At 35.0% G+C, this 19,580-nt stretch carries 24 protein-coding genes; 21 read left to right on the top strand and 3 right to left on the bottom strand.

What is annotated here, in order from left to right:
* Positions 1–575: 575 nt before the first annotated feature.
* Genes ACFVAD_RS20380 through ACFVAD_RS20370 form a run of 3 tightly spaced genes read right to left on the bottom strand, consistent with a single transcriptional unit; the run spans position 576 to position 1,594 of the window.
* Positions 576–725, bottom strand: coding sequence for a YvrJ family protein (locus ACFVAD_RS20380; protein ID WP_386644466.1), 150 nt, complete (start codon positions 723–725; stop codon positions 576–578).
* A gap of 37 nt (positions 726–762) precedes the next feature.
* A complete protein-coding gene (locus tag ACFVAD_RS20375; RefSeq protein WP_386644463.1) occupies positions 763–981 on the bottom strand; it encodes a hypothetical protein in 219 nt (72 codons plus the stop codon).
* Positions 982–1,003: 22 nt separating this feature from the next.
* A complete protein-coding gene (locus ACFVAD_RS20370) occupies positions 1,004–1,594 on the bottom strand; it encodes a sigma-70 RNA polymerase sigma factor region 4 domain-containing protein (RefSeq protein ID WP_386644460.1) in 591 nt (196 codons plus the stop codon).
* A 1,394-nt stretch (positions 1,595–2,988) separates the two neighbouring features.
* Between ACFVAD_RS20370 and ACFVAD_RS20365 the strand changes: the two genes are divergently transcribed.
* The 21 genes from ACFVAD_RS20365 to ACFVAD_RS20265 all read left to right on the top strand — a co-directional run bounded on the left by ACFVAD_RS20365 (position 2,989) and on the right by ACFVAD_RS20265 (position 19,444).
* The gene (locus ACFVAD_RS20365; RefSeq protein WP_386644457.1) at positions 2,989–3,987 is read left to right on the top strand and encodes a helix-turn-helix domain-containing protein; all 999 of its coding nucleotides are present in this window, start codon (positions 2,989–2,991) and stop codon (positions 3,985–3,987) included.
* On the top strand, positions 3,969–4,301 hold the full coding sequence (locus ACFVAD_RS20360; RefSeq protein ID WP_386644454.1) for a hypothetical protein: 333 nt from the start codon (positions 3,969–3,971) through the stop codon (positions 4,299–4,301). Before ACFVAD_RS20365 ends, ACFVAD_RS20360 begins: the two co-directional genes overlap by 19 nt.
* A gap of 5 nt (positions 4,302–4,306) precedes the next feature.
* Positions 4,307–4,519, top strand: coding sequence for an RNA chaperone Hfq (locus tag ACFVAD_RS20355; RefSeq protein WP_386644451.1), 213 nt, complete (start codon positions 4,307–4,309; stop codon positions 4,517–4,519).
* Positions 4,520–4,585: 66 nt separating this feature from the next.
* Positions 4,586–4,843 carry a hypothetical protein gene (locus ACFVAD_RS20350; RefSeq protein ID WP_386644449.1) on the top strand — a complete coding sequence of 86 codons (258 nt, stop codon included), beginning with the start codon at positions 4,586–4,588 and terminating at the stop codon, positions 4,841–4,843.
* Entirely contained in the window at positions 4,819–5,139 is a 321-nt protein-coding gene (locus ACFVAD_RS20345) for a restriction endonuclease (RefSeq protein WP_386644636.1), read from the top strand. The genes ACFVAD_RS20350 and ACFVAD_RS20345 overlap by 25 nt, the downstream gene beginning before the upstream one ends.
* Positions 5,140–5,478: 339 nt before the next feature.
* Positions 5,479–5,712 carry a helix-turn-helix domain-containing protein gene (locus tag ACFVAD_RS20340; RefSeq protein WP_386644446.1) on the top strand — a complete coding sequence of 78 codons (234 nt, stop codon included), beginning with the start codon at positions 5,479–5,481 and terminating at the stop codon, positions 5,710–5,712.
* A gap of 77 nt (positions 5,713–5,789) precedes the next feature.
* Complete coding sequence (locus ACFVAD_RS20335) at positions 5,790–6,038, top strand: hypothetical protein (RefSeq protein WP_386644443.1); 249 nt, start codon at positions 5,790–5,792, stop codon at positions 6,036–6,038.
* Between the two features lie 127 nt (positions 6,039–6,165).
* Positions 6,166–6,471, top strand: a complete 306-nt coding sequence (locus ACFVAD_RS20330) for a hypothetical protein (RefSeq protein WP_386644440.1) — start codon at positions 6,166–6,168, stop codon at positions 6,469–6,471.
* 6 nt (positions 6,472–6,477) lie between these two features.
* Positions 6,478–6,621, top strand: a complete 144-nt coding sequence (locus ACFVAD_RS20325; RefSeq protein ID WP_386644437.1) for a hypothetical protein — start codon at positions 6,478–6,480, stop codon at positions 6,619–6,621.
* Positions 6,614–6,763, top strand: a complete 150-nt coding sequence (locus ACFVAD_RS20320) for a hypothetical protein (protein ID WP_386644434.1) — start codon at positions 6,614–6,616, stop codon at positions 6,761–6,763. Before ACFVAD_RS20325 ends, ACFVAD_RS20320 begins: the two co-directional genes overlap by 8 nt.
* A 499-nt stretch (positions 6,764–7,262) precedes the next feature.
* Complete coding sequence (locus ACFVAD_RS20315; protein WP_386644431.1) at positions 7,263–7,595, top strand: hypothetical protein; 333 nt, start codon at positions 7,263–7,265, stop codon at positions 7,593–7,595.
* Between the two features lie 552 nt (positions 7,596–8,147).
* The gene (locus tag ACFVAD_RS20310) at positions 8,148–8,480 is read left to right on the top strand and encodes a DUF4257 domain-containing protein (RefSeq protein ID WP_386644429.1); all 333 of its coding nucleotides are present in this window, start codon (positions 8,148–8,150) and stop codon (positions 8,478–8,480) included.
* A 67-nt stretch (positions 8,481–8,547) separates the two neighbouring features.
* On the top strand, positions 8,548–8,754 hold the full coding sequence (locus ACFVAD_RS20305; RefSeq protein ID WP_386644426.1) for a hypothetical protein: 207 nt from the start codon (positions 8,548–8,550) through the stop codon (positions 8,752–8,754).
* Positions 8,755–8,863: 109 nt separating this feature from the next.
* The gene (locus ACFVAD_RS20300) at positions 8,864–9,049 is read left to right on the top strand and encodes a hypothetical protein (RefSeq protein WP_386644423.1); all 186 of its coding nucleotides are present in this window, start codon (positions 8,864–8,866) and stop codon (positions 9,047–9,049) included.
* Between the two features lie 410 nt (positions 9,050–9,459).
* Positions 9,460–10,548, top strand: coding sequence for a polysaccharide deacetylase family protein (locus tag ACFVAD_RS20295; protein WP_386644420.1), 1,089 nt, complete (start codon positions 9,460–9,462; stop codon positions 10,546–10,548).
* A 335-nt stretch (positions 10,549–10,883) separates the two neighbouring features.
* Complete coding sequence (locus tag ACFVAD_RS20290; RefSeq protein WP_386644417.1) at positions 10,884–16,538, top strand: DNRLRE domain-containing protein; 5,655 nt, start codon at positions 10,884–10,886, stop codon at positions 16,536–16,538.
* 45 nt (positions 16,539–16,583) lie between these two features.
* Positions 16,584–16,853, top strand: coding sequence for a hypothetical protein (locus ACFVAD_RS20285; RefSeq protein ID WP_386644414.1), 270 nt, complete (start codon positions 16,584–16,586; stop codon positions 16,851–16,853).
* 1,004 nt (positions 16,854–17,857) lie between these two features.
* Positions 17,858–18,250: a hypothetical protein gene (locus ACFVAD_RS20280; protein WP_386644411.1), complete on the top strand. Its 393-nt coding sequence runs from the start codon at positions 17,858–17,860 to the stop codon at positions 18,248–18,250.
* Positions 18,251–18,273: 23 nt separating this feature from the next.
* Positions 18,274–18,753 (top strand): hypothetical protein, encoded by a 480-nt coding sequence (locus ACFVAD_RS20275; RefSeq protein WP_386644408.1) that lies wholly within the window; start codon positions 18,274–18,276, stop codon positions 18,751–18,753.
* A gap of 71 nt (positions 18,754–18,824) precedes the next feature.
* The gene (locus tag ACFVAD_RS20270; protein WP_386644405.1) at positions 18,825–19,166 is read left to right on the top strand and encodes a hypothetical protein; all 342 of its coding nucleotides are present in this window, start codon (positions 18,825–18,827) and stop codon (positions 19,164–19,166) included.
* Between the two features lie 62 nt (positions 19,167–19,228).
* Positions 19,229–19,444 carry a hypothetical protein gene (locus tag ACFVAD_RS20265; RefSeq protein WP_386644403.1) on the top strand — a complete coding sequence of 72 codons (216 nt, stop codon included), beginning with the start codon at positions 19,229–19,231 and terminating at the stop codon, positions 19,442–19,444.
* Positions 19,445–19,580: the final 136 nt, after the last annotated feature.

Raw genomic sequence — 19,580 nt, 5'->3', positions numbered from 1 at the left:
GTTTATTGTTCTATTTTATTGCTCTTTGGTGAAAGACCGCAAAAACCGAACCAGTAAGGTTCGGTTTTTCGACTATAAGAGAGGAATCCAAGTTTCGTAAGATGTTTGAGCTCGTCTTACTACTCCTCTTCCTTTAATGAATCGAATTCGTTGTTGGCCACTTACCGTATATTCCACGATAGGAAATGTTACTTATGTTGGTATAATTTTGTATTGGACATAAAAACACATCAAGTTCGAGCATCCCTTTGTATCCGTTATAAACAGGAGTTCTTTAAAGAAATTCTAACTGTGGATGCAAATCCAAAAAAAGGCGTTTGCAAAAGATGTCGGAGTGCTTGCGATATATCCCTTTCTAGCTGAAAGGTAAAGCAAAATAAAATTATGTTTGTTGGGTGAATTAATGCCATGATTGTAAATACTAAGTTGAGCGCTTCGTAGTTCACTCATTTCCGACCGGGCAAAAATAATGTTAGCCGCGTATTTCGTGAAAAACCATATTATTTCAAGTGACTATATCACTTGGTACTACATAAACAGGAACTACTCTAGAAGAAAACAATCTTATAAGTCTCTTAAAGTTTTGTTTTCATGGCTTGTTGTAATTTTGTTATAGCTTCCGTTAGACTTTCAATTCGTTTCTCAAAACGGATAAGAAGGTAAATAGCTATCATAACGGGAAAGCCAAAGTTCCCTAGTATGGTGACAATTTGAGGAATCTCCATTTGTTTTCACCCCCTTAAAGCAGTGAGCTAAAATCGGTTAGCTCACTGCTTTTCTCCTGTCAAACTTCTCCTTATACTCTGTAAACGTAAGAGGGGTTTCAATTTTACCCTTTAGTATAGCTTCAATGACCTTTAATTTTATTTCTTGTTCTAAATCCTCTCTGTTGTTCAGATCAGTATTCATAGTGGACTTCTTTATTTTCGAGTCAACTAGAACGAAGGCTCGCATCAGAATTTTTTCATCGAATTTTTTCACAAATATCCACTCTCCTTGAAGGTTAGAAGTTTATTAGTTGTCTTTGTACTTTTTCTATTGCTCTTTTCTTTGTTTTTGCTATATTTTGAGGGGTTTCACCAAACAAGTGAGCAATATCTACCTGTTTTCTGTTTTCAATTATTATAAGTTGTAAGATTTGCATTTCTTTTAGCGTTAAACTTTTGAAAGCTAGGAGTAGATTGTCATTTTCAATAATATCGAATAAGTTTAAATCCTGATTCATCTCATGAAATTCTTCTTGTTTGTAGGAAAGAAAATCACCCATGGTGCCATCGTTTTCCGAATCATCAATCGTTTTATCCAAAATTGCAGGGTATCTCACCTTTTGTTTTCTCAACCGTTTGTCGAAATCAATAGAATAAAAGTGGGATAGGGTCGTGATGTACTTTACGAGCCTATATAATAAAAAATGCTCAAAAAACAGGTTGTCCAACATTCTTTGGGATTTCTTATCACCTTGAATGATCGCCTTTTCGAGGAGCTCCATATGAGAGGAATCACTTTCGAAGAATCCCTTGACAATGGGTTGAGAAAAAAACTCAACATTCATTTGTTTGTATTCGTCTAAACTAGTATATTTCTTAATAATCACCACTCTCCATTCTTTGGCTGCTACATATTAAAGTGAAAAAAAGCGAAAAAAATAAACCGAAATGCGAACGCTTGTTCTTGTATTTTAACATATTTTAGTCGGTAATTGTTTTCTTTACTCCCAGAATGAAGAAAAAGGCAGGGTGAGTTTTTTCATATTGGTTTATATTTAGTGTTAGTGTTACTTGTTTTAGAGACATTCTAGCCAATATAACAGTAGAGAAAGTGTATTACTGTTCACGTTCCAAATGGGTTACATTCACTAAGTTGTCCTTTTTTGCTTACAATACATATCTGCGTGATATATAAATATATGTTAGGGTTTCTCTTTGCCATTCGCCTAGTGGTATCGTAATGCACAATAGTACATTGATCCAACTTGCGTCAGCGAGGGAATACGTAATCTGTTCCGATTCTCGTATGGATCGGAACGCCATACGCAGGTAGTTAGCAAGAAATATCAGGTTGTATTTCATTCTCTCGGAGCTATAGTACAAATGCTTGATTTTTGTGTTCACTTCACGTAAACGGGCACTCCACCAGGTCAATGAACGAACAATCCCTGTGTATTATCATGAGGGGTAACATCAGGATAATACGGATATACAACGATAGGGTATAGAGCCTTCTCTCAATAGAGTTGTAATCTATTGGGAGGCGTCTAATAAATCTTGGTAGTGCCTCTCTACGACTTGTCTCAAAAGCCTTATCATTGTAAAAGTTTTCGTTATTAAAGCTGCGAAAGGCAAACTTGAAAATTCACATTTTAACAGCGCTACCCCATATAAAAGTAATTTTCGTAATAATTTTTATGGATATCTCACAAAGAATGGTTGATAATGTAAATATGAAAAGGGAAAGAATTCGTTGAATATTCTTTTTTAATGGAGCGTATATGGACATACATTTTAATTTTAATGAGGGTACAAAGCTTATACACCTAAAAAAGGACGATACTTAATGTCTAAATTTTAAAAAAACAATTCATTTTAGATAATATAATTGAAGGCAATGCAAAAAACATGAATATGTGAAATAATATATCGATATTACCAGCATTCGTGTAATCACTGATTGCTGAGATTATTTTGATATTAAAACAACAGAAATATTTTTTGACAATGGTAGAGAATCAGCTAATCTAGAATTGAGCATCTTTTTAAAAAATTTAAAGTTCGAAAAACTAAATAGTGCAAGTTTAACTTAAGTAATCTTTAGGATTATGCAAAGGGAGAATGTTCTGTGATGGATTAATGCATGCACTCTTTTTCTTTTTCCTCTATTAAGTTGCTAATTTTATTAATAAGAGTTATCTTTGGATAGCTTTTTATTTATTAAATTTAAATTACTTTTTGTTAAGAAGTAATATATATATTAAGTTAGAGGAGGGTTCACGTGGTTAACGAAGAAAATGATCCAACGCTTAAAGAGTACTTAACTACAGAAGAAGTAGCAGAAAGATTAAACGTAAAAACGGCAACAATCTATAAATATGTTCGTGAAAAGAAGTTAGTTCCTCTATACGATCACAAATGGCGAATGAGAAGGACAAAGTTATTCCCTAGCGACCAAGTAGAAAAGTTGGAGAAGGCTCTGAAAAAGCCTGGTTTTACTACTGGTGAAGTAGCTGATGCATTAAAAATACATGTAGCCACGGTTAATTCTTTTATAAATGACGGCACTTTAAGTGCCGTAAAGCATCTTTATAAAGGTAGAGAAATTTATTTTATCTCGAAGGAAGAGTTCGAGCGTTTTAAAACGGCATATAGCCATCAAACTGAATCGCGTTTGGACAAGAAGTTTTATTATTTAAAAAACCAAGGATTTCTCTTATTTCAACTTTTTATCAATAAATATACGCACGAGCACGGACGCTTAATGGAAATAACAGAAGAAAAGAGCAAAATAGTTACTGAACATGGTGAGAATATTCCCTTAGACGTTGCGGAGAAGCGTGGTTTTGAGTGTTATCAAAAAATTGAAAATAGAGACTATAGTACAAGAAGAGGTTATGCGAAATTTAGGTTTTCACGTCCGTTTAACATTAAATCTTCCATTTATACAGCAATTGAACTCATTTATGCTGCCGCTGGTCCTCAGAACATTAGGATTGATTTACAAGAGAACTTTATTGAATTAGAGGTAAAGCCTTCTCTTGTAGTAAGTACAGATCAAGAAATTTTAGAGGTATTGAAGAACAATATCTTAGAAGGAAAAGTGTTGGAACAACCCGAAGGAGTATTCCTAGACAGTGATCTAGAACCATTTAATATTTCGATTCCAAGCCAGCTTAAGGACTTCATTAAAACCAAAGCTAAAAAAGAAAATAAATCCATGGAACAAATTGCTGTCGAGGCTTTTGATACTGTTTGGGAATGGCGAAAGCAAAAATAGAGGTAGGTAATGATGTTGTGGAACAATTGAGTATTTTTGAAATGCTTGAACCTAAACCGGATGCAACTCAGGATAACGTAGCTTACTCTCTAAGGTCCGAAGTAACTGTCCTAGAACCCGCTCCTACTTTAGAAGATAAGAATCCTGAAGACTACTTTTACTTAAAATCTTTTGCAAAACAAAGGGGGTACATCTCTTCCATACAAAAGAACAACCGAGCTACCTGTTATACAGTTGAATTTCAAAATGGGATAGGATTTTTTTACTGCAGTGATATACAATTGGTTGAAACAGATGATAACAATAGGAGTTAATGAAAATGAAAAAAAGAGATATGCAGAGCGCATTTTTAAATGAGATCCGGAAAAGTAAAACTGCTATTTCCCTTCATTTAAAAAACGGAAAAACCCTAAAAGGAGAACTAACAAATTATGATACGTTTACCTTGGTTATTAATTATAACTCCAGACAACAAATCATATACAAATCTGAAATAGCCACTATTACTCCCCAGGGACCATTAAAATTTTAAATACTATTTGACTATAAACAAAAAGGTTAGATGCTTGCCTTTCTGTTTTAAGGAAGGAAATATAGTATGGCCAGAAGAAGAAAGAGCAAGGACGACATAATAACAGAATCGCTAATGATGTTGGTGGTTTTAATTACATTTGGAATCTTTTTATTAACCAGTTCATTATTTCTGACAGCTTCTTTTGGGGTAGTATCTGTCTCCGTAATGTTTGTTTTTCTATTTGTATCGGCAAAGCAAAAAAGCAACATCCTAAGTAACTCAGGCATTCAGGAGATCGACCAAATGACCGGTCATACCTGGAAATCTTATACACCCGATTAGGTTATATAGCTAAAGTTACCAAAGGTAGTGGAGACTATGGAGCTGATTTAATATTGCAGCAGGGAAGTAAAAGAATAGTGGTACAAGCAAAACGCTACCGGAAGAAAATCGGGATAAAGGCAGTCCAAGAAGTAAGGGCTTCGATGGATTATTATCATGCGGAAGAAGGTTGGGTTGTATCCAATAGCTATTATACAGATGCTGCTATTGAGCTTGCGAGATATAACCAGATTAAGCTTATTAATAGAAACCAATTAATCAAATTGATCATTTCCTCTAGAGCTACTGCTTCTTAAAATGATTAAATAATTTTTAAAAATTTTACTAAAAAATAGGAATGCCCCATGCTATCACTTGGATACATTGGGGCTTTTCTTGTTGTTTCCAAGTGATAGCAAGATATGCCGTAATATTCGATATTATGTATCCAAAAGTCCTATATGTATTTTGTCGAAATGACTAGCAGAATCGTAGTCTTTATTATGAAAACATTGATATTAATAGATATAAAGATTGTAAGTTTTTAAGACTCTAATTAAAGAAACCTTTAAAAGATTAAATATAATAAAGAAACGTTTAAATAATAGGAGATTAGTCCATACTTCTTACTAATTCGACTTTCGGGAGGGAGAATTGTGTCAGAGGTAAAGGTTAATCGAAAGAAAAAGAGAAAGACTCTTTTTGGTAAATACTTGGAAGAGAATGGTATTAAACAGGTATGGTTAGCAGAGGCGGCCAAAGTAAGCGAGGGGTTAATCAGCCAGCTTGCGAATGATAAAAACCGAATCCCCACCATGCAGACAGCGAGACTAATCATAGGTGTACTGAAGAAGAGGGACAGATACGTGGATCCTAATGACTTCTGGTGATCTAGCACAGTTTTTTGAATAACAAACTATCAGGCTGCATAACATGTATAAATAGCATGTTAGGGAGCGATGATAGAATGTTTATAGATGGGCAGTTAATTAGCAATAATAGTGGAATAATGGTCATTGAAGGATTACTGCTTTCTTCTGAAAATGAGACTTACAAATCTAAAATCACTTTACACGTGCATACTAACCTGATTGAAGTCAAAAACATCACGATTTGGAGCGAGAAAGATAAGACTTTTCAATCCATTAAGGGTATGCTACGTATGGATGTAGAGGATTCCATCAAAGAGGCTGCGTTAGAATGTATTTTGGAATAAATTCCTTAAACTGAGTAAATATGCTATAATTAGGTTAATCATATACAAGATGGGATGAGCCCAGTACAAAGCGGAAACTAACGTTTCCGTTCTTGTGCTGGGCTCATTTAGTTAGGGGGAGAATGTAATGACTACTTCATATGAAGAGCAGATAGCAGCTGATAAAAAAGCTGAAAAAATGGAACGGATCTTAAACCATAGTTATCCCGGTGAGGGCTACATTAATGGGCCACCCATAGTATGGAAGAAACTTGTCCTGTATCACTTCAATAAAGTAAAAAGAGATGAGATTACCCTCAGTGAACTATTACAAAAGCTTCAACAATCAGGAGTAACATTCAATCAGTCTGATTCTCTTGTGAAATATCCGGTAATCAAATGTCTAGAATATATTGCAAAAACATCAAAAGTAGAAATTGATATTAAGGAGTAGAAAGTTATGAAAAAAATAATTGCCCTTTCCGGTCTAGCTTTAATTATCTTAGCCTGTTTTATCTTTGCGAATTCAAATTTTTCATCTGAAATAAAAAAACATGCACCAGGCCCACTTTACATTGGGGGACATCCATATAACTATGAGTAATTTCATATATCCTAAGCTTTCAGAAGAAGAGAGAACTAGAATTGTTCAGCTGCAGCAGGCTATGATGTTTGCCAAATACGGATCAGATATTGAATATTATAATGATGAGATTAATAAAATTATAAAGAAAATTGAGGATTAGTTGGCCAACCCTAGAATTTTTTTCTAGGGTTGGTTGTTTTTTTATTTTTTTAAGGAAGGGAGGTATAAAAGTCTTTTAAGATTACTATACTTATATTAAAGATATAACGCTGATAGTTTGCCTATTTTGGGAAGAAAGTTCGAATTGATGGAATAAAGAAAAAGTTATGAAATATTTTTTATAAGTAATGGTTTACTCTTTGATTCTTTTGGAATATAATCCTACCATGAAATATTAGGACAAAACCTTTGAATAAAGTATATTAACTGTATTACATGCGTAAGCTACGTATATCTACTAAGCTACCAATAATGAGAGGGTCCATCAGGAGCCATACAATCCTGTTTTTATAGATTTATGCAAGAGCCTTGCTCGGAAAGGAAAGGTGAATGTGATTGGGAGTTTTATTACAACTGAATAGGTGTAAAAGCCCTCCGGCTACTTTCAGTCGAATTTTATGTGATACGTCTTCTCTAAGTATCTTGGAGGTGAGTATCGCATGAGAAAGAGGCTTTATACTATTAACAATGGTGTTTTTATAAGTTGCTGCTTAGAATTTGTGTTCAATGTCTGGTTACCAGGTGTAAAAGAGGAGATCCTATCCTTCACATCCAGGTTTGATACTATGTATGTGTATCTATCCAGTAGTTGGTCCTTAAAATTGATGTTAGTATGTTTCACGATAATGCTAGCATCATTTTTCACACGTAAACTAAAGAAAAAATTCCAGAAGGGATTTTCTGGAATCAAGAGAAAAACATTTAGTTTTTACAAAAAAATTGTAAAAGAATTTAAGGAATTCAATGATGAAGAAAACAACTTCAAAGGATAATTGTTGTGGGGACAACATTTATTCTTTGATCAGAACTCTTTGTGGGGACAAAGGGTTCTTTTCATTTTCACTGTTATATCTTATGAGAATACATAACAAAGCATGATAATTTTTTTCATATTCACACACATTCTCATTTGTCAACAATTAATTCACATATTTAAATTAACTTAAATAAATAATATCACTCTTCCGAAGAACTTGACAAGCATTTTATTGGTTATTTGGGTACTTGTTTCATATAAGCATGAGATCTTTTTAATTTCAAGGGTTTGATATTATGTAATTTCACTATTATTAACTATTTCAAGGATTTGTATTCGTTAAATTAATCTTAATACATGTTAATATAGATAGTCCATACTTGTTATAATTATGGAGTAACACTTTTTCTTTTTACTTTTTTTGCAACCATTTATGGTTAGCGGTATAACAATTAGGCATTGTGACCTTTGGGTCGTCGTTTAAAAGATACACGTGTAATTTGCGTGTATTTTTCTATTCGTCGTCCTGGAGGTCTTTTTTATTTTATCTCAAAGGGAGCGTGATTTTATGTTAGAAACAATAGGTCTTGCTGGTTTAGTAGGAGGTGTTACAGGTCTGATTGCACATTTAATTAGACATGAAAAAAGTCTGATATATCCAAAAAAAATTAAGAGACCAAAAAGTCTTCACTTAGGATTTTTAGCGGATGTATTGATAGGTGCTTTAGCAGCCATTTTTACCACACATTATTTGTTTAACCCTAGTGATAATCGCGAGTTACTAGGAATAGCAATTATGGCGGGGATGGCCGCGGAAAATGTTCTGTTGTATAAGGAATTAAACACAGAACGGGCGAAAGCAGATGAGCTAAATAAATTAAATGACCGTTTAGGTCGTTGATTATTTAGCTTATTCCCTTTTAAAGGTGTTGAAAATTACAATTACATATCATAGGAGGAAAAATGGAATGTTCGGACTAACAAAACAAGAGAAAGAGCAAATTAATGAATTAAGAAGTGAACTTTTAAATGCCAGCACTAAATGGGAAGTTAGAGAGCTTGCATCCAAAATACACGAGGTATTAAACCGAGCAGATCACAGAGTAGCATCCATAAAAAGATTTAATAACAAGTTTAGTTCAAGAAACGTATTAAAAAACAAACAAAAGGCTTAGTCCTTTGTTGCTTTTTTTTTTAGTAAAATTATGCCATAATATTACCAATGATAAAATATTATCTATTACGTTAAATGTAATCCAACATTCAATATATAGAGGTGATCTTGTGAGTAGTATTTGGTCGCATATGTCAGATGAAGATAAGGAAAAGTATCAAGAATTAAAAGAAGAATTACTCCATGCTCGAACCAAGAACGAAGTGAAGTATTATGCAGAACAAATCCATTTGCTCCTAGATCAAGTCGAAATTATTGTTCATAAAAACAGAGCAGAAGAAGCAGAGAATCTATAATCATGAGATGCTGCTTCTTTTTATTTGTTATCTTGTATATCAAAGGGCAAAGCGCCCAAGTAATTGTTTAATACAAAGTTCGATTATTTATAAAGTTTGATCGTTTTTAAAGGATTGATAAAAATCCTGTTGTATTATCAGCAACAGTTTTTCTTATTCCATTAAAGGGCCATATAACGGAACAACAAGATGAGTAATATGAGGCGAGGAAAAAGGAGTCAAAAACAAAAGAGCTTTGTGGAATCCTAGTAGTCTAGCCTTTAGATAATTATCAGTAGTGATAATATTATCTATCGCTCTCACTCTATTTGCTGCCCACTATTATTTCCAATAAAAAACTGTTTTGTAATTTATGTTTTGTTGGTAAAATCCTTTCTGTAAGAAAAAAGAAAAACACACAGGGGGATATAATGATTAAAGTTTACAAATTGGAAGGGAAAAGAACAATTTTGGCCATTCTTCTCATTTCCTTCATCATAACGGGTCTTTTTGGAGTAGCGCCAGCCAAGGCTTCTACAGTTTCATCTGCTTATTTTTCTGTGGATGGGAAACTCATAAAGACGACCTACTATATGCAAAATGGCCGTGTAATGGTACCAGATCTATTCTTCAAGCACACAGGTGCTGCTGTTGACAAGAATGAGAAATACAATTCTATTGCGGTTGAGAGAAATAATATTGTTGCTCTCCCATTGGAAAAGGCATACATCGACTACTACGTGAAAGAAAAAAACAAATGGATTCGCGAGTACCTTGCAACAACAACAACTGTTGTCAATGGCCGTCCATACATTCCATTGTTGGTAACTGCACAAAAATTAGGCATGACGGTTACCTACGATTCTAAAATCAATCGAACCTTTATTCAAACAAACACTTCAGTAGAGAACAAGCCAATCGCTATCGAAAAAGGAGACACAACAGAAAAGAAAATCGCCTTAACTTTCGATGATGGTCCAGACAAAATTATTACACCTCAAATTTTGGATATATTAAAAGAAAAAGGTGTACCAGCCACGTTTTTTGTAGTTGGAGAGCAAGTTTCTTATTTTCCGCAGTTGGCTAAAAGAATGGTAGAGGATGGTCATACCATTGCAAATCATACATGGAATCATCCTGAATTATCCAAACTTTATACGTCTCAAGTCATCCAACAGATTACATCTACCAATGAAATCATTGAAAGAGTAACTGGAGTAAAGTCTACTTTATTTAGACCGCCTTATGGAGACTATACTGCAGCTGATGCTCATGTATTTGATAAGCTCGGATTTAAGAACATCATGTGGTCTGTGGATACAATCGATTATAGCGGTAAATCAGCAGAGGAAATACTTACTATTGTGCATAGGGATAAATCCCCAGGAGGAATTGTCCTCCAGCACAACTTCCAAAATACCAAATTACAAGGTACTGTTGATGCGCTACCTCAGATGATTGACCAATTAAGAGCAGAAGGCTATGAATTTGTAACAATTGACAACTTATTAGCAAAATAGAATATTAAGATTTTCATATTAAATATAAAATAAGCTTCCTAATATATTCATACCCTCGTGACTTAATTGAGTCCGAGGTTTTTTCTGTTTACACAGAAATAGAGTACCTTAAATCTGTTACAAAAGTACTGTGTGTCTAGTTAAAGGATAATAACAGACAAAAACAAAACTTTTTTTGTGGAAGATTCATAATGGAAATTTTTAAGCTGTCATTAAGTGGGAAGGGGCTATTTTTTTACCAAATTTTGATTAATATCCAATTTATAATTATCTAGGTATAATAATCTAGGCTATCTTAGATAGTACATAATTTGAGAGAGGAAGAAAAATAGTATATGTCTTCATCGTTTAGGTCATTTTACCGTTGGTTTGCGGTAATCGTATCATTTTGCCTTATTATCAGTTTAGTAGGACCAGGTTTTACAGAAGCAGCTCCAGGGGAAGCAGAAAGGGGTCCTAAAAAGGAAAACCTAAACGCAGATATTGGTGAACTACCAAATAAGCTTCCAAAAGAAAAATTGGAGTTAACTAATAAACGTACTCCCTTTTCAACAAGGTATTTAAATCCTGATGGAAGCTTTACTGAAGAGATTTTTATGGAGCAACAGTTTTATCAAGATCCTTCAGACAAGAAGTGGAAGAAGATTGATAATAAACTCAGAAACAGCGTAAAAAAAGCGGGGAAATTTGAGAATACCGCAAATAATCAAAAGGTATGGTTTACGCAAGAAACTGGTAACGGGGAACTTGTTACTGTTGAAAAGAATGAAAAAACCATTAGCCTCGTTCCATTAAAAGCAAAAAAAGCAAGAGGTACAGTGAAAAATAATGAAGTGAACTATAAAGGTGTTTTCGAAAACGTCGATATTCATTACCGTGTACAAGGCAGCGCAGTGAAAGAAGATATTATTCTTCATGAATATCAAAATGAAAATACATTCAGTTTTGAGCTGAAGGTGAAGGGTGTGACCCCTCATAAAGAAAAAAATGGGACCATTATTTTTAAAGATTCAACTGGTAACCAAGTGTGGTTCTTTGAATTACCATTTATGACAGATGCAAAAGGAAAGTATTCTGATAAAGTCTCTCTTGATTTACGTAAAGAAAATGGAAAAACGTTTGTTGACGTTGTAGCTGACCAGGCGTTTTTAGAAGATCCAGAGACACAATATCCTGTGACCATTGATCCTACTATTAATAGCTGGGATGTGGTACGTGATAACTTTGTTGCAAGCAGCTTTCCAGACTCTATTTACTCCAGCAATACCTATATGCATACCGGTTTCAACAGCTACTTTGGAAATACCCGTGCCCTCGTAAGATTTTTCCTTCCGGCACTTCCAAGTGATAGTGTAATAGACAGTGCGACATTTAATGCCTATCAAACGAGAAATGATAGTCAACAAGTTTCTGTAGATTTACACCGCGTTACAAGTGATTGGTCGTCGTCTGTGACATGGAAAACACAGCCAACTAATGCAAGCACTAAAGAATCAACTGTTACAAGCAGTTCTTATAACGAGTACTGGGGATGGGATATTACAAAGCTTGCAAAAGACTGGTACAACGGAGTACAAGCTAACTATGGTTTGATGCTTAAGCAACAGAATGAAACCACTTCACCATTTCGTACGTTTATTTCGGTAAATAATGGTAGTAATACGCCTCGTTTATCGATTAACTACCGAGTAGAAGCTATTGGTATTGAATCCTTTTGGACGAATACGGAAGATGGTGTAAATCCAGCAAACGGAAATCTTGTTTATCAAGAAACTGATGTTAAGATTCCGGGGCGTGGACCAGAAGTAAGCCTAACTCGAACATTCAATAGTCGAAAATCTTCTTTTAAAGGTTTATTCGGATACGGGTGGATTACTAATCTTGAATCGTTAATTGTTGATTCAGGAAGTGGACCAATTACTTTAATAGATGAAGATAATACGCGTCACATTTTTGGAGAAAAAGTCGGAGGCGGATATAAACCTGCTGGGGGCGTTTACCTTGATTTAATCAAAAATGGTGACGGAACGTATACGATTACTGAAACTGACGGTACAGAAACGAACTTTAACAGTAATGGTAAAGTCAGCTCAATCGTTGATACAAATAATAACACAACGATTTTCGCATATGACACTTCTGGAAAATTAACAAAAGTTCGAGATGCTTCCGGGCGGGAAACAGCGATCAATTACGGCACAAACGGATACGTTTCAAGTGTAACTGATCCGGCAGGCAGAGCAACAAGTTACGAATACGATGCATCTGGTAACCTCATAAAAGTGATTAATTCAGAAGGAAAAGCAACAACTTTTTCATATGATACTGATCATAACATCACGGGAATTACAGATGCTCGTAGCATTAAAACAACACTTGGTTATGATACGTCAGATCGCATTTCAAGCATCAGCCGCCCGATCACGATCGACGGTGTTCAGCAAACAAGTACGAGCACTTATTCTTATGATACTACCAATTTGGCTACTTCTGTGACCGATGGAGAAGGTCGCCGAGTGGATTACACGTATAATGCAAATGGAAATATTGTACAGCAAACGGAAAATCCATTAGATGCCGCCAATAAAGCGATAACTACTTTTACGTATGACAACAACAATAATTTGACACAGGTAAAAGATGCTAATACCAATAAAGCGAATGGAACTGCAACATGGGTATACACCTATGATGCAAATGGCAATATTACCAGCATGAAGCTTCCGGAAAACCAAACGGCTTCTTACACATACGATGGTCAAAACAACTTAGTAAAGGAACAGGACTTTAACAGTAACGTTAGTACGTCTGATTACGATTCAGAAAACAATAATACGGAATCGACTGACGCGAACGTACAGACTTCTGCAAGCAGGTATGCAACAAATGGAAATGTAGATTATGATACACACCCTATGTCTGCTGCTGATAATCAGATTACAAACTCAAGTTTTGAGATTGATAGCAATACGGATAACTGGGCAGATAGCTGGACACAGGCAATCGAACCTGGAAAGACAGCTACCTTTGCATGGTCAGATACAGCGAAAATTGGTACAAAATCAATCAGTATTTCGAACCCTACAGGGTGGGCGATTGCTAAATCAGATCAGATGATTCCTTTTGTTGCAGGAAATCATTATATTGTTAGTGGATATGTGAAAACAACAAGTATGACCAATACAGCAGTCGTAAAGTTAGAATTTTTAGATTCGACTGGTGCATGGATTAGTGAGAAGGCAGCATATCAATTAAAAGGAACGCATGATTGGACACGTATACAGGCTGTTGTCAACAATGTACCAGCGAATACAGCTAACATTCGAGTATCTGTAGGTCTTAATGCAGGAACTGGTACAGCTTATTTTGACGGCATCCAGTTGGAAAAAGGAACGGTACTCAGTGCATATAACCACGTGGAAAATTCCAGCTTTGAGAGAAATACCGGTGCTGGCGATAAGACTCCTTTAGGCTGGGCAAACAGCGCCAACTTGTCTGCCAACGATGGAATCTATCAAAGTGATACAGGGGAAGATAATGTATATGTAGGTACCTATTCCCTTAAACTTACTGGTGAAAAGGCGAAAAATAAATTTATCAAGCAACGCATTAAACTTTCCGGAGATGCCAACACACCATTGACTTTGTCTGGGTGGTCGAAACAAGTAGGGGCTGACGTCAACGGTGGAAACTATGTTGTTCAAGTTCAGATTAATTATACTGATGGAACAGTAGGGACTTTTGCGAATGATTTCAGCAAAACAACAGCTGGTTGGCAGCATGGGGCTGCACAAGTAAAACCTACGAAAGCTTTCAATTCCGTTGATGTACTATATCTTTACAATGATCAGTTGGGTACAGCTTGGTTTGATGCGATGCGCTTAGAAAAAGGAGCTTCTCACACCTTTAACACCTATGACGCTGGTGGAAACTATCTCACCGAAGTAGATAATCCCGTTGGAGATAATGTGAAGTTCAGCTATGACGCAGTTGGAAATAAAACAAGTGTTACCGATGGAAAAGGAAAAACCACGTCGTTTGCCTATGACAAACGTAATTTGCTTACCAGCGTGACGGATGCCAATTTGAAAACAACGTCATACGGGTATGATGCGGTTGGAAATCGGACAACTATTACAGATGCCAAAAACAATGTCAACACTTACGATTATAACGAATTTAATCAGATTTCAAAGATTACGAACCCATTAAATCAAGTGATTCAATTGGGTTATGACAAGAATGGAAATACGAAAAAATTGATCTTTCCTAAAGGCGACACCGTATCCTACACCTTTAATGCTTTAAATAGGATGGACGGTATATACCATAATGGCGTTAAACAGTGGGGATTGGGCTATGATGCCAACGGAAATATTGCTTGGTATGCGGATAATACTGGTAAAACAACAAGTTTCAAGTATGATAAAAATAACCGTGTCACCCAACAATCTGTAGGGGCGGCAAACAAGATTGATTATGCATATGATGATAACGGTAATCCTACTTCATTAACTGTTACTTCAGGAGCGACGACAATTACTAATGGATATAGTTATAATTCATTGGACCAGGTAACGGCAGTTACACGAGACGGTGTAAACCAAGCGAAATTCATATACGACGAGCGTGGGAATTCCATTTCTACCAGTAAAGGTAATGGTACTTATACTGCTTTTGAATATGATGATGCTAACCGTTTGAAATCGGTGAAAAATTATAATGTAGCCGGAGGATTATTAGATACCTACACGTACTCCTATGATGCCAATAACAACCAAACTAGTGTAGTCACAAGTGCCGGAACAATTTCTTATCAATACGATGCTTTAAATCAGCTGACAAAGGAAACATTGGCAGATGGATCTACGATTTCTTACGAGTATGATGCAGTTGGGAACCGTACGAAGAAAATAGTAACTCAAGATGGAAATACAACGACAACCAATTACACTAACGATACTGCGAATCAACTTACCGCTGTCAACGGTCAAGCATATACGTACGATACGAATGGAAACTTAAAAAATAATGGAACAAAAACGTATATCTATGACATAGAGAACCGTCTGATTGAAGTAAAGAAATCCGACGGTACATCACTGGCAAGTTTTACCTATGATAAAGATGGCAAACGCTTAAGTAAGACTACTACGAATGGAACGATATACTTTCACTATAGTGGGGATAAAGTGATTTATGAGACAGATGCTAATAACAGCATTGTAGCTTCCTACACATGGGACGCCCAAGGTAATCCGGTTAGCATGACTAAGGGTGCTGAAACTTACTATTACCATGTTAATGGACACGGTGATGTCACTGCACTTACGAATGCAAAGGGTGTTACAGTAGCTCAATATCATTATGATGCTTGGGGAAACATCACAACTCAAACAGGAACAATGGCTTCTTCTAACCCATATCGTTACTCTGGTTACCGATATGATGAAACTACTGAATTATATTATCTAATGGCTCGCTATTATGATCCGGAGATCGGAAGATTTATCACAAGGGATACCTTCCATGGATTTGAGGACGACCCACAATCTATAAATCAATATACCTATACAAAGAATAACCCAGTAATGTTTGTTGATCCAAATGGTCATTTTCCTTGGTGGGTCCTTGGAAAGGCTGCAGCTGGAGCTGTCGGAAATACTTGGAGTCTATTTTGGAGTCATTGGAAAAAATATAAATTTAAATATTGGAAGTCAAAATTTCCTTGGAAGACTTTTGCTAAACGTGCAGCAGTAGGAGCAATTAGTGGAGTTGTAGGTGGCGGATGGTCAAAAGTAATCGCTGCCCAGAAAATTGGTCTCTACGGACGCTTAGCAAATGACATTTCATATTCGGCTAAAAGCTATATTTTAACAACAGTTGCAAATGGGGATAGACCGACATTTAAAGGATTAGTTAACGCTATTATCTTTGGTTCAAAAGGAAATTTAGGTAGTATATATAAGAACAGAAGATTACTAAAATAATTTTCTGCTAATAATACTTTTGTAAAAGTTAGAAAGGAAGAATCAATGGTTTGGTTAATTATTTCTAAGTTGTTTTTATTAGTATTTGGACTGTTATTTTTTATTAAAGGTTTAACCTTATCTAGAGTTACACAAAAAAAAGATGAATTTATTGATCAAATTGCAGTCTACGATGCTTCTCTATTACAAACGGTCGTTATTTTTCTAGTATCGAAAATCCTAAAAGTGATGCCTATTTGGGTAATCAAAACTTTACTAATAATAATTGGTATAACATTAATTTATGTTGGGGTATTTATTGTTCCTATAAAGTAACCTATGATCGATGAATGCTAAAAGGATGCAATTGGATGAAAACATTAATTGTTTTCATCCAATTTTTTTATAGTACGATGAACTGATAGCTAATTTCTTCTTTACAAAAAATTTGATTCCACAGAGTTAACATACAACAATCTTAATTGTTTATTATAAATTTCCGTTATTTTGGATGAAGATTAAAGAGAGTTTTGATATATTATTACCACTTGTCTAGTAGTTTCCATTTATCACAAGATAGGATCCATAGCTTTCAGAAATGACTGTACCCTAAAAATTCATCTGTGTTTACTTGAGGGACAAGAGAAAAGACCCATGTTAAAAAATTAGGATTAATATCCATCTATGATCCAGTTTAACAAGTATCTCAGTTGAACCACTAGTAAAAGTTATTTATCCAACTTAATGCTTAGATGAAACCGTATTTTCTAAAATGACTATTTCTTATTTAAGTTAAGGATGCTTTTCTGGAATATCTGTGAAGCTGATGTTCAAGAACGATCTTCCATTATCGGGCGCGATTGTTGAACAACATAGGTAGAAAATGATCAAACTTAATATCACAGCTACACCAAGAATTAACGATTAACTTGGCAGCTGAAGAGTTATAAGAGTTTGCAAAAGAACTAGTCATCACATCATAGGTCGGTCCAAGATGAATAAACCTCAATTAGCAATGAAAATTGAGATCACCGCGAAAATATATGATGAAAAGGCAAATGTTTTACCGAAAAAAATAGAAAGTAATTGAAGCTTTTGATATAATGAGATTATTCAAGTGTTTCTTTTACTTTTTCTATGCGACCAAATTTGGTCAGCTGTTACTTTAATAAATTTCAGGCCTATGGGTCAAGTTACGGTATTACCGTTCTTGCTACTCATGGGCTTTTTTGTGTTTCAAGAACTTCAACAAACATTCTTGTGTTAACAAAGACGGTCCAAGTTTCATAAAACTTTATCGTCTTTTTTATATATATAAAACCTTTTAGGAGAGTGGAGAAATGTTATTAACAGCGGAAAAACAAGCAGAGGAATTAGCTGATTTGTTAGTCAACAATACACAGATTCCTCACCAGTATTTTGAGTTCGGATCCCTATTTTTATTAAACGTATCTTCTTCAGAGGATGCCATTCAGGAATATGCTTTTTATAAGAAAGATGAAAGCTCTGAATGCTATTACAAGTTTGAAAGTGTAACTGTTTCCTGGTGCAAAAAGGAGATTATGCAGTCAAATTTGGAAACTTGGGATCAGCAAAATATTGATGATATGAAATCAATTATGAGTGATGTACCACTTAAAGAAGCTCGAAGAGAGTTCATTGACCATATTATACCTTTCCGACAAATGGAACTATTTAAACAAGCGTTTGAGAAGTTCAAACAAACTTATTAAAAATCAAAAGGAGTGTTACGAGCATGCAAAAAAATTTATATGAGTTAGATTGTCGAGCAGGGGACTTTTTCCTAGTAGGTTCATTGGTAAAGATTCGTGAGGCACTAGAGCAAGTATTTGAAGCAAAGACTGGAATTTTTGTTTCGATCCAAGAGGAAGATGAGGATGGAGATATCATCTTTTCATTTCATAGCGACAATTATGGAGATTTACCACTTGAGACACTAGAAAACTTTGAAAAAAAAGGATGGTTAAAGGACGACTGGACAAGTATTATACTTGAGCAAACAAAGTCTACCATCGCTTTGTATTCAAAGAATTCGGTAGCTACGAATGATGTCCATTCCAGTGCGATAGAGGGAAAAGAAATAGCCATATGTCATTTTCACCAGGATCCATACATTGAAGCTAATAAATCAATAACTGTTGATTTTGGCGAAGGAAATATTACAAAAGTGACTGTTTGTGAAGAATGCTACGAAGCTATTGTAGTAAAAAAATGATTTTTTTAGAGTAGAGGTGTAATACCACTCTACTCTTTTTTATTAAACTTTTTCGGAAAGAGCGTGATGAAATGTGGAAATCTCTAATAAACAATAGTAGGAAGAAAGATTTTCTTTATATTGTAAGAAGTTACATGAATCTGGAGGCTTGTGGGTATTGCGGAAAGGAAGAGGATCCTGAAGCAATATGCTATAAGTGCTTTCCTAAAAATAAGGAAATTGGCTTCCAGAGTAAAATAAGAGCTACATTTTGGTCCTTGTTAAGACAATTTGGCCGAAAAAATAAGTTTCTCACCATTCGTTCTGAATTAAAGGTTATCAATAAAGAGATAAAAAGAGCTACTTATGAAATGGATGCAGCATATATTGAAGAGCTAATGGACGAAAAATATAGACTTATTGATAGTGTCTAGGTTAAAACAGATTCTTACTAGACGCGTTCGACCCAGAAGACGTCGTAAGGAGGAAGAAAAAAATGAAAGTAAAAATAGGCTGTTATGTTAAAGAATATTTGGCAGGTAAAGGAGATATGGTTATAGCTTCTTGGTCTCTGGGATTTGACGGTTCAACTTGTACGGTTGGAAAAACTTATGAGATAAAAGGTATTAGCCCAACGAAGAATTTAATTATAGAGAATGATAACGGGCTAACGAAGGAATATTCACCTTTACATTTCGTGCCAATTAACTAATACACAGTTTGAAGAAAAGATGATAGTTAACTAACTGAGGAGAGTAAAGCATGATAATTTGTCAAAAGTGCAGTGGAAAAGGAATTCTAATGTATGTAGAGGAAGCATCTATCAAACACAAAAAATGTAAAGAATG

It is taken from the genome of Sutcliffiella sp. NPDC057660, from assembly GCF_042800035.1.
Taxonomy (GTDB): Bacteria; Bacillota; Bacilli; order Bacillales; family Bacillaceae_I; genus Sutcliffiella_A.
This window is presented reverse-complemented; position numbering and strand designations above follow the sequence as displayed.

Excerpts from the sequence above, each read along its gene's own strand:
- ACFVAD_RS20380 (WP_386644466.1), bottom strand. The coding sequence starts at position 725 with ATGGAGATTCCTCAAATTGTCACCATACTAGGGAACTTTGGCTTTCCC.
- ACFVAD_RS20360 (WP_386644454.1), top strand. The coding sequence starts at position 3,969 with ATGGCGAAAGCAAAAATAGAGGTAGGTAATGATGTTGTGGAACAATTG.
- ACFVAD_RS20355 (WP_386644451.1), top strand. The coding sequence starts at position 4,307 with ATGAAAAAAAGAGATATGCAGAGCGCATTTTTAAATGAGATCCGGAAA.
- ACFVAD_RS20350 (WP_386644449.1), top strand. The coding sequence starts at position 4,586 with ATGGCCAGAAGAAGAAAGAGCAAGGACGACATAATAACAGAATCGCTA.
- ACFVAD_RS20335 (WP_386644443.1), top strand. The coding sequence starts at position 5,790 with ATGTTTATAGATGGGCAGTTAATTAGCAATAATAGTGGAATAATGGTC.
- ACFVAD_RS20330 (WP_386644440.1), top strand. The coding sequence starts at position 6,166 with ATGACTACTTCATATGAAGAGCAGATAGCAGCTGATAAAAAAGCTGAA.
- ACFVAD_RS20325 (WP_386644437.1), top strand. The coding sequence starts at position 6,478 with ATGAAAAAAATAATTGCCCTTTCCGGTCTAGCTTTAATTATCTTAGCC.
- ACFVAD_RS20320 (WP_386644434.1), top strand. The coding sequence starts at position 6,614 with ATGAGTAATTTCATATATCCTAAGCTTTCAGAAGAAGAGAGAACTAGA.
- ACFVAD_RS20315 (WP_386644431.1), top strand. The coding sequence starts at position 7,263 with ATGAGAAAGAGGCTTTATACTATTAACAATGGTGTTTTTATAAGTTGC.
- ACFVAD_RS20310 (WP_386644429.1), top strand. The coding sequence starts at position 8,148 with ATGTTAGAAACAATAGGTCTTGCTGGTTTAGTAGGAGGTGTTACAGGT.
- ACFVAD_RS20305 (WP_386644426.1), top strand. The coding sequence starts at position 8,548 with ATGTTCGGACTAACAAAACAAGAGAAAGAGCAAATTAATGAATTAAGA.
- ACFVAD_RS20295 (WP_386644420.1), top strand. The coding sequence starts at position 9,460 with ATGATTAAAGTTTACAAATTGGAAGGGAAAAGAACAATTTTGGCCATT.
- ACFVAD_RS20290 (WP_386644417.1), top strand. The coding sequence starts at position 10,884 with ATGTCTTCATCGTTTAGGTCATTTTACCGTTGGTTTGCGGTAATCGTA.
- ACFVAD_RS20285 (WP_386644414.1), top strand. The coding sequence starts at position 16,584 with ATGGTTTGGTTAATTATTTCTAAGTTGTTTTTATTAGTATTTGGACTG.
- ACFVAD_RS20280 (WP_386644411.1), top strand. The coding sequence starts at position 17,858 with ATGTTATTAACAGCGGAAAAACAAGCAGAGGAATTAGCTGATTTGTTA.
- ACFVAD_RS20275 (WP_386644408.1), top strand. The coding sequence starts at position 18,274 with ATGCAAAAAAATTTATATGAGTTAGATTGTCGAGCAGGGGACTTTTTC.
- ACFVAD_RS20270 (WP_386644405.1), top strand. The coding sequence starts at position 18,825 with ATGTGGAAATCTCTAATAAACAATAGTAGGAAGAAAGATTTTCTTTAT.
- ACFVAD_RS20265 (WP_386644403.1), top strand. The coding sequence starts at position 19,229 with ATGAAAGTAAAAATAGGCTGTTATGTTAAAGAATATTTGGCAGGTAAA.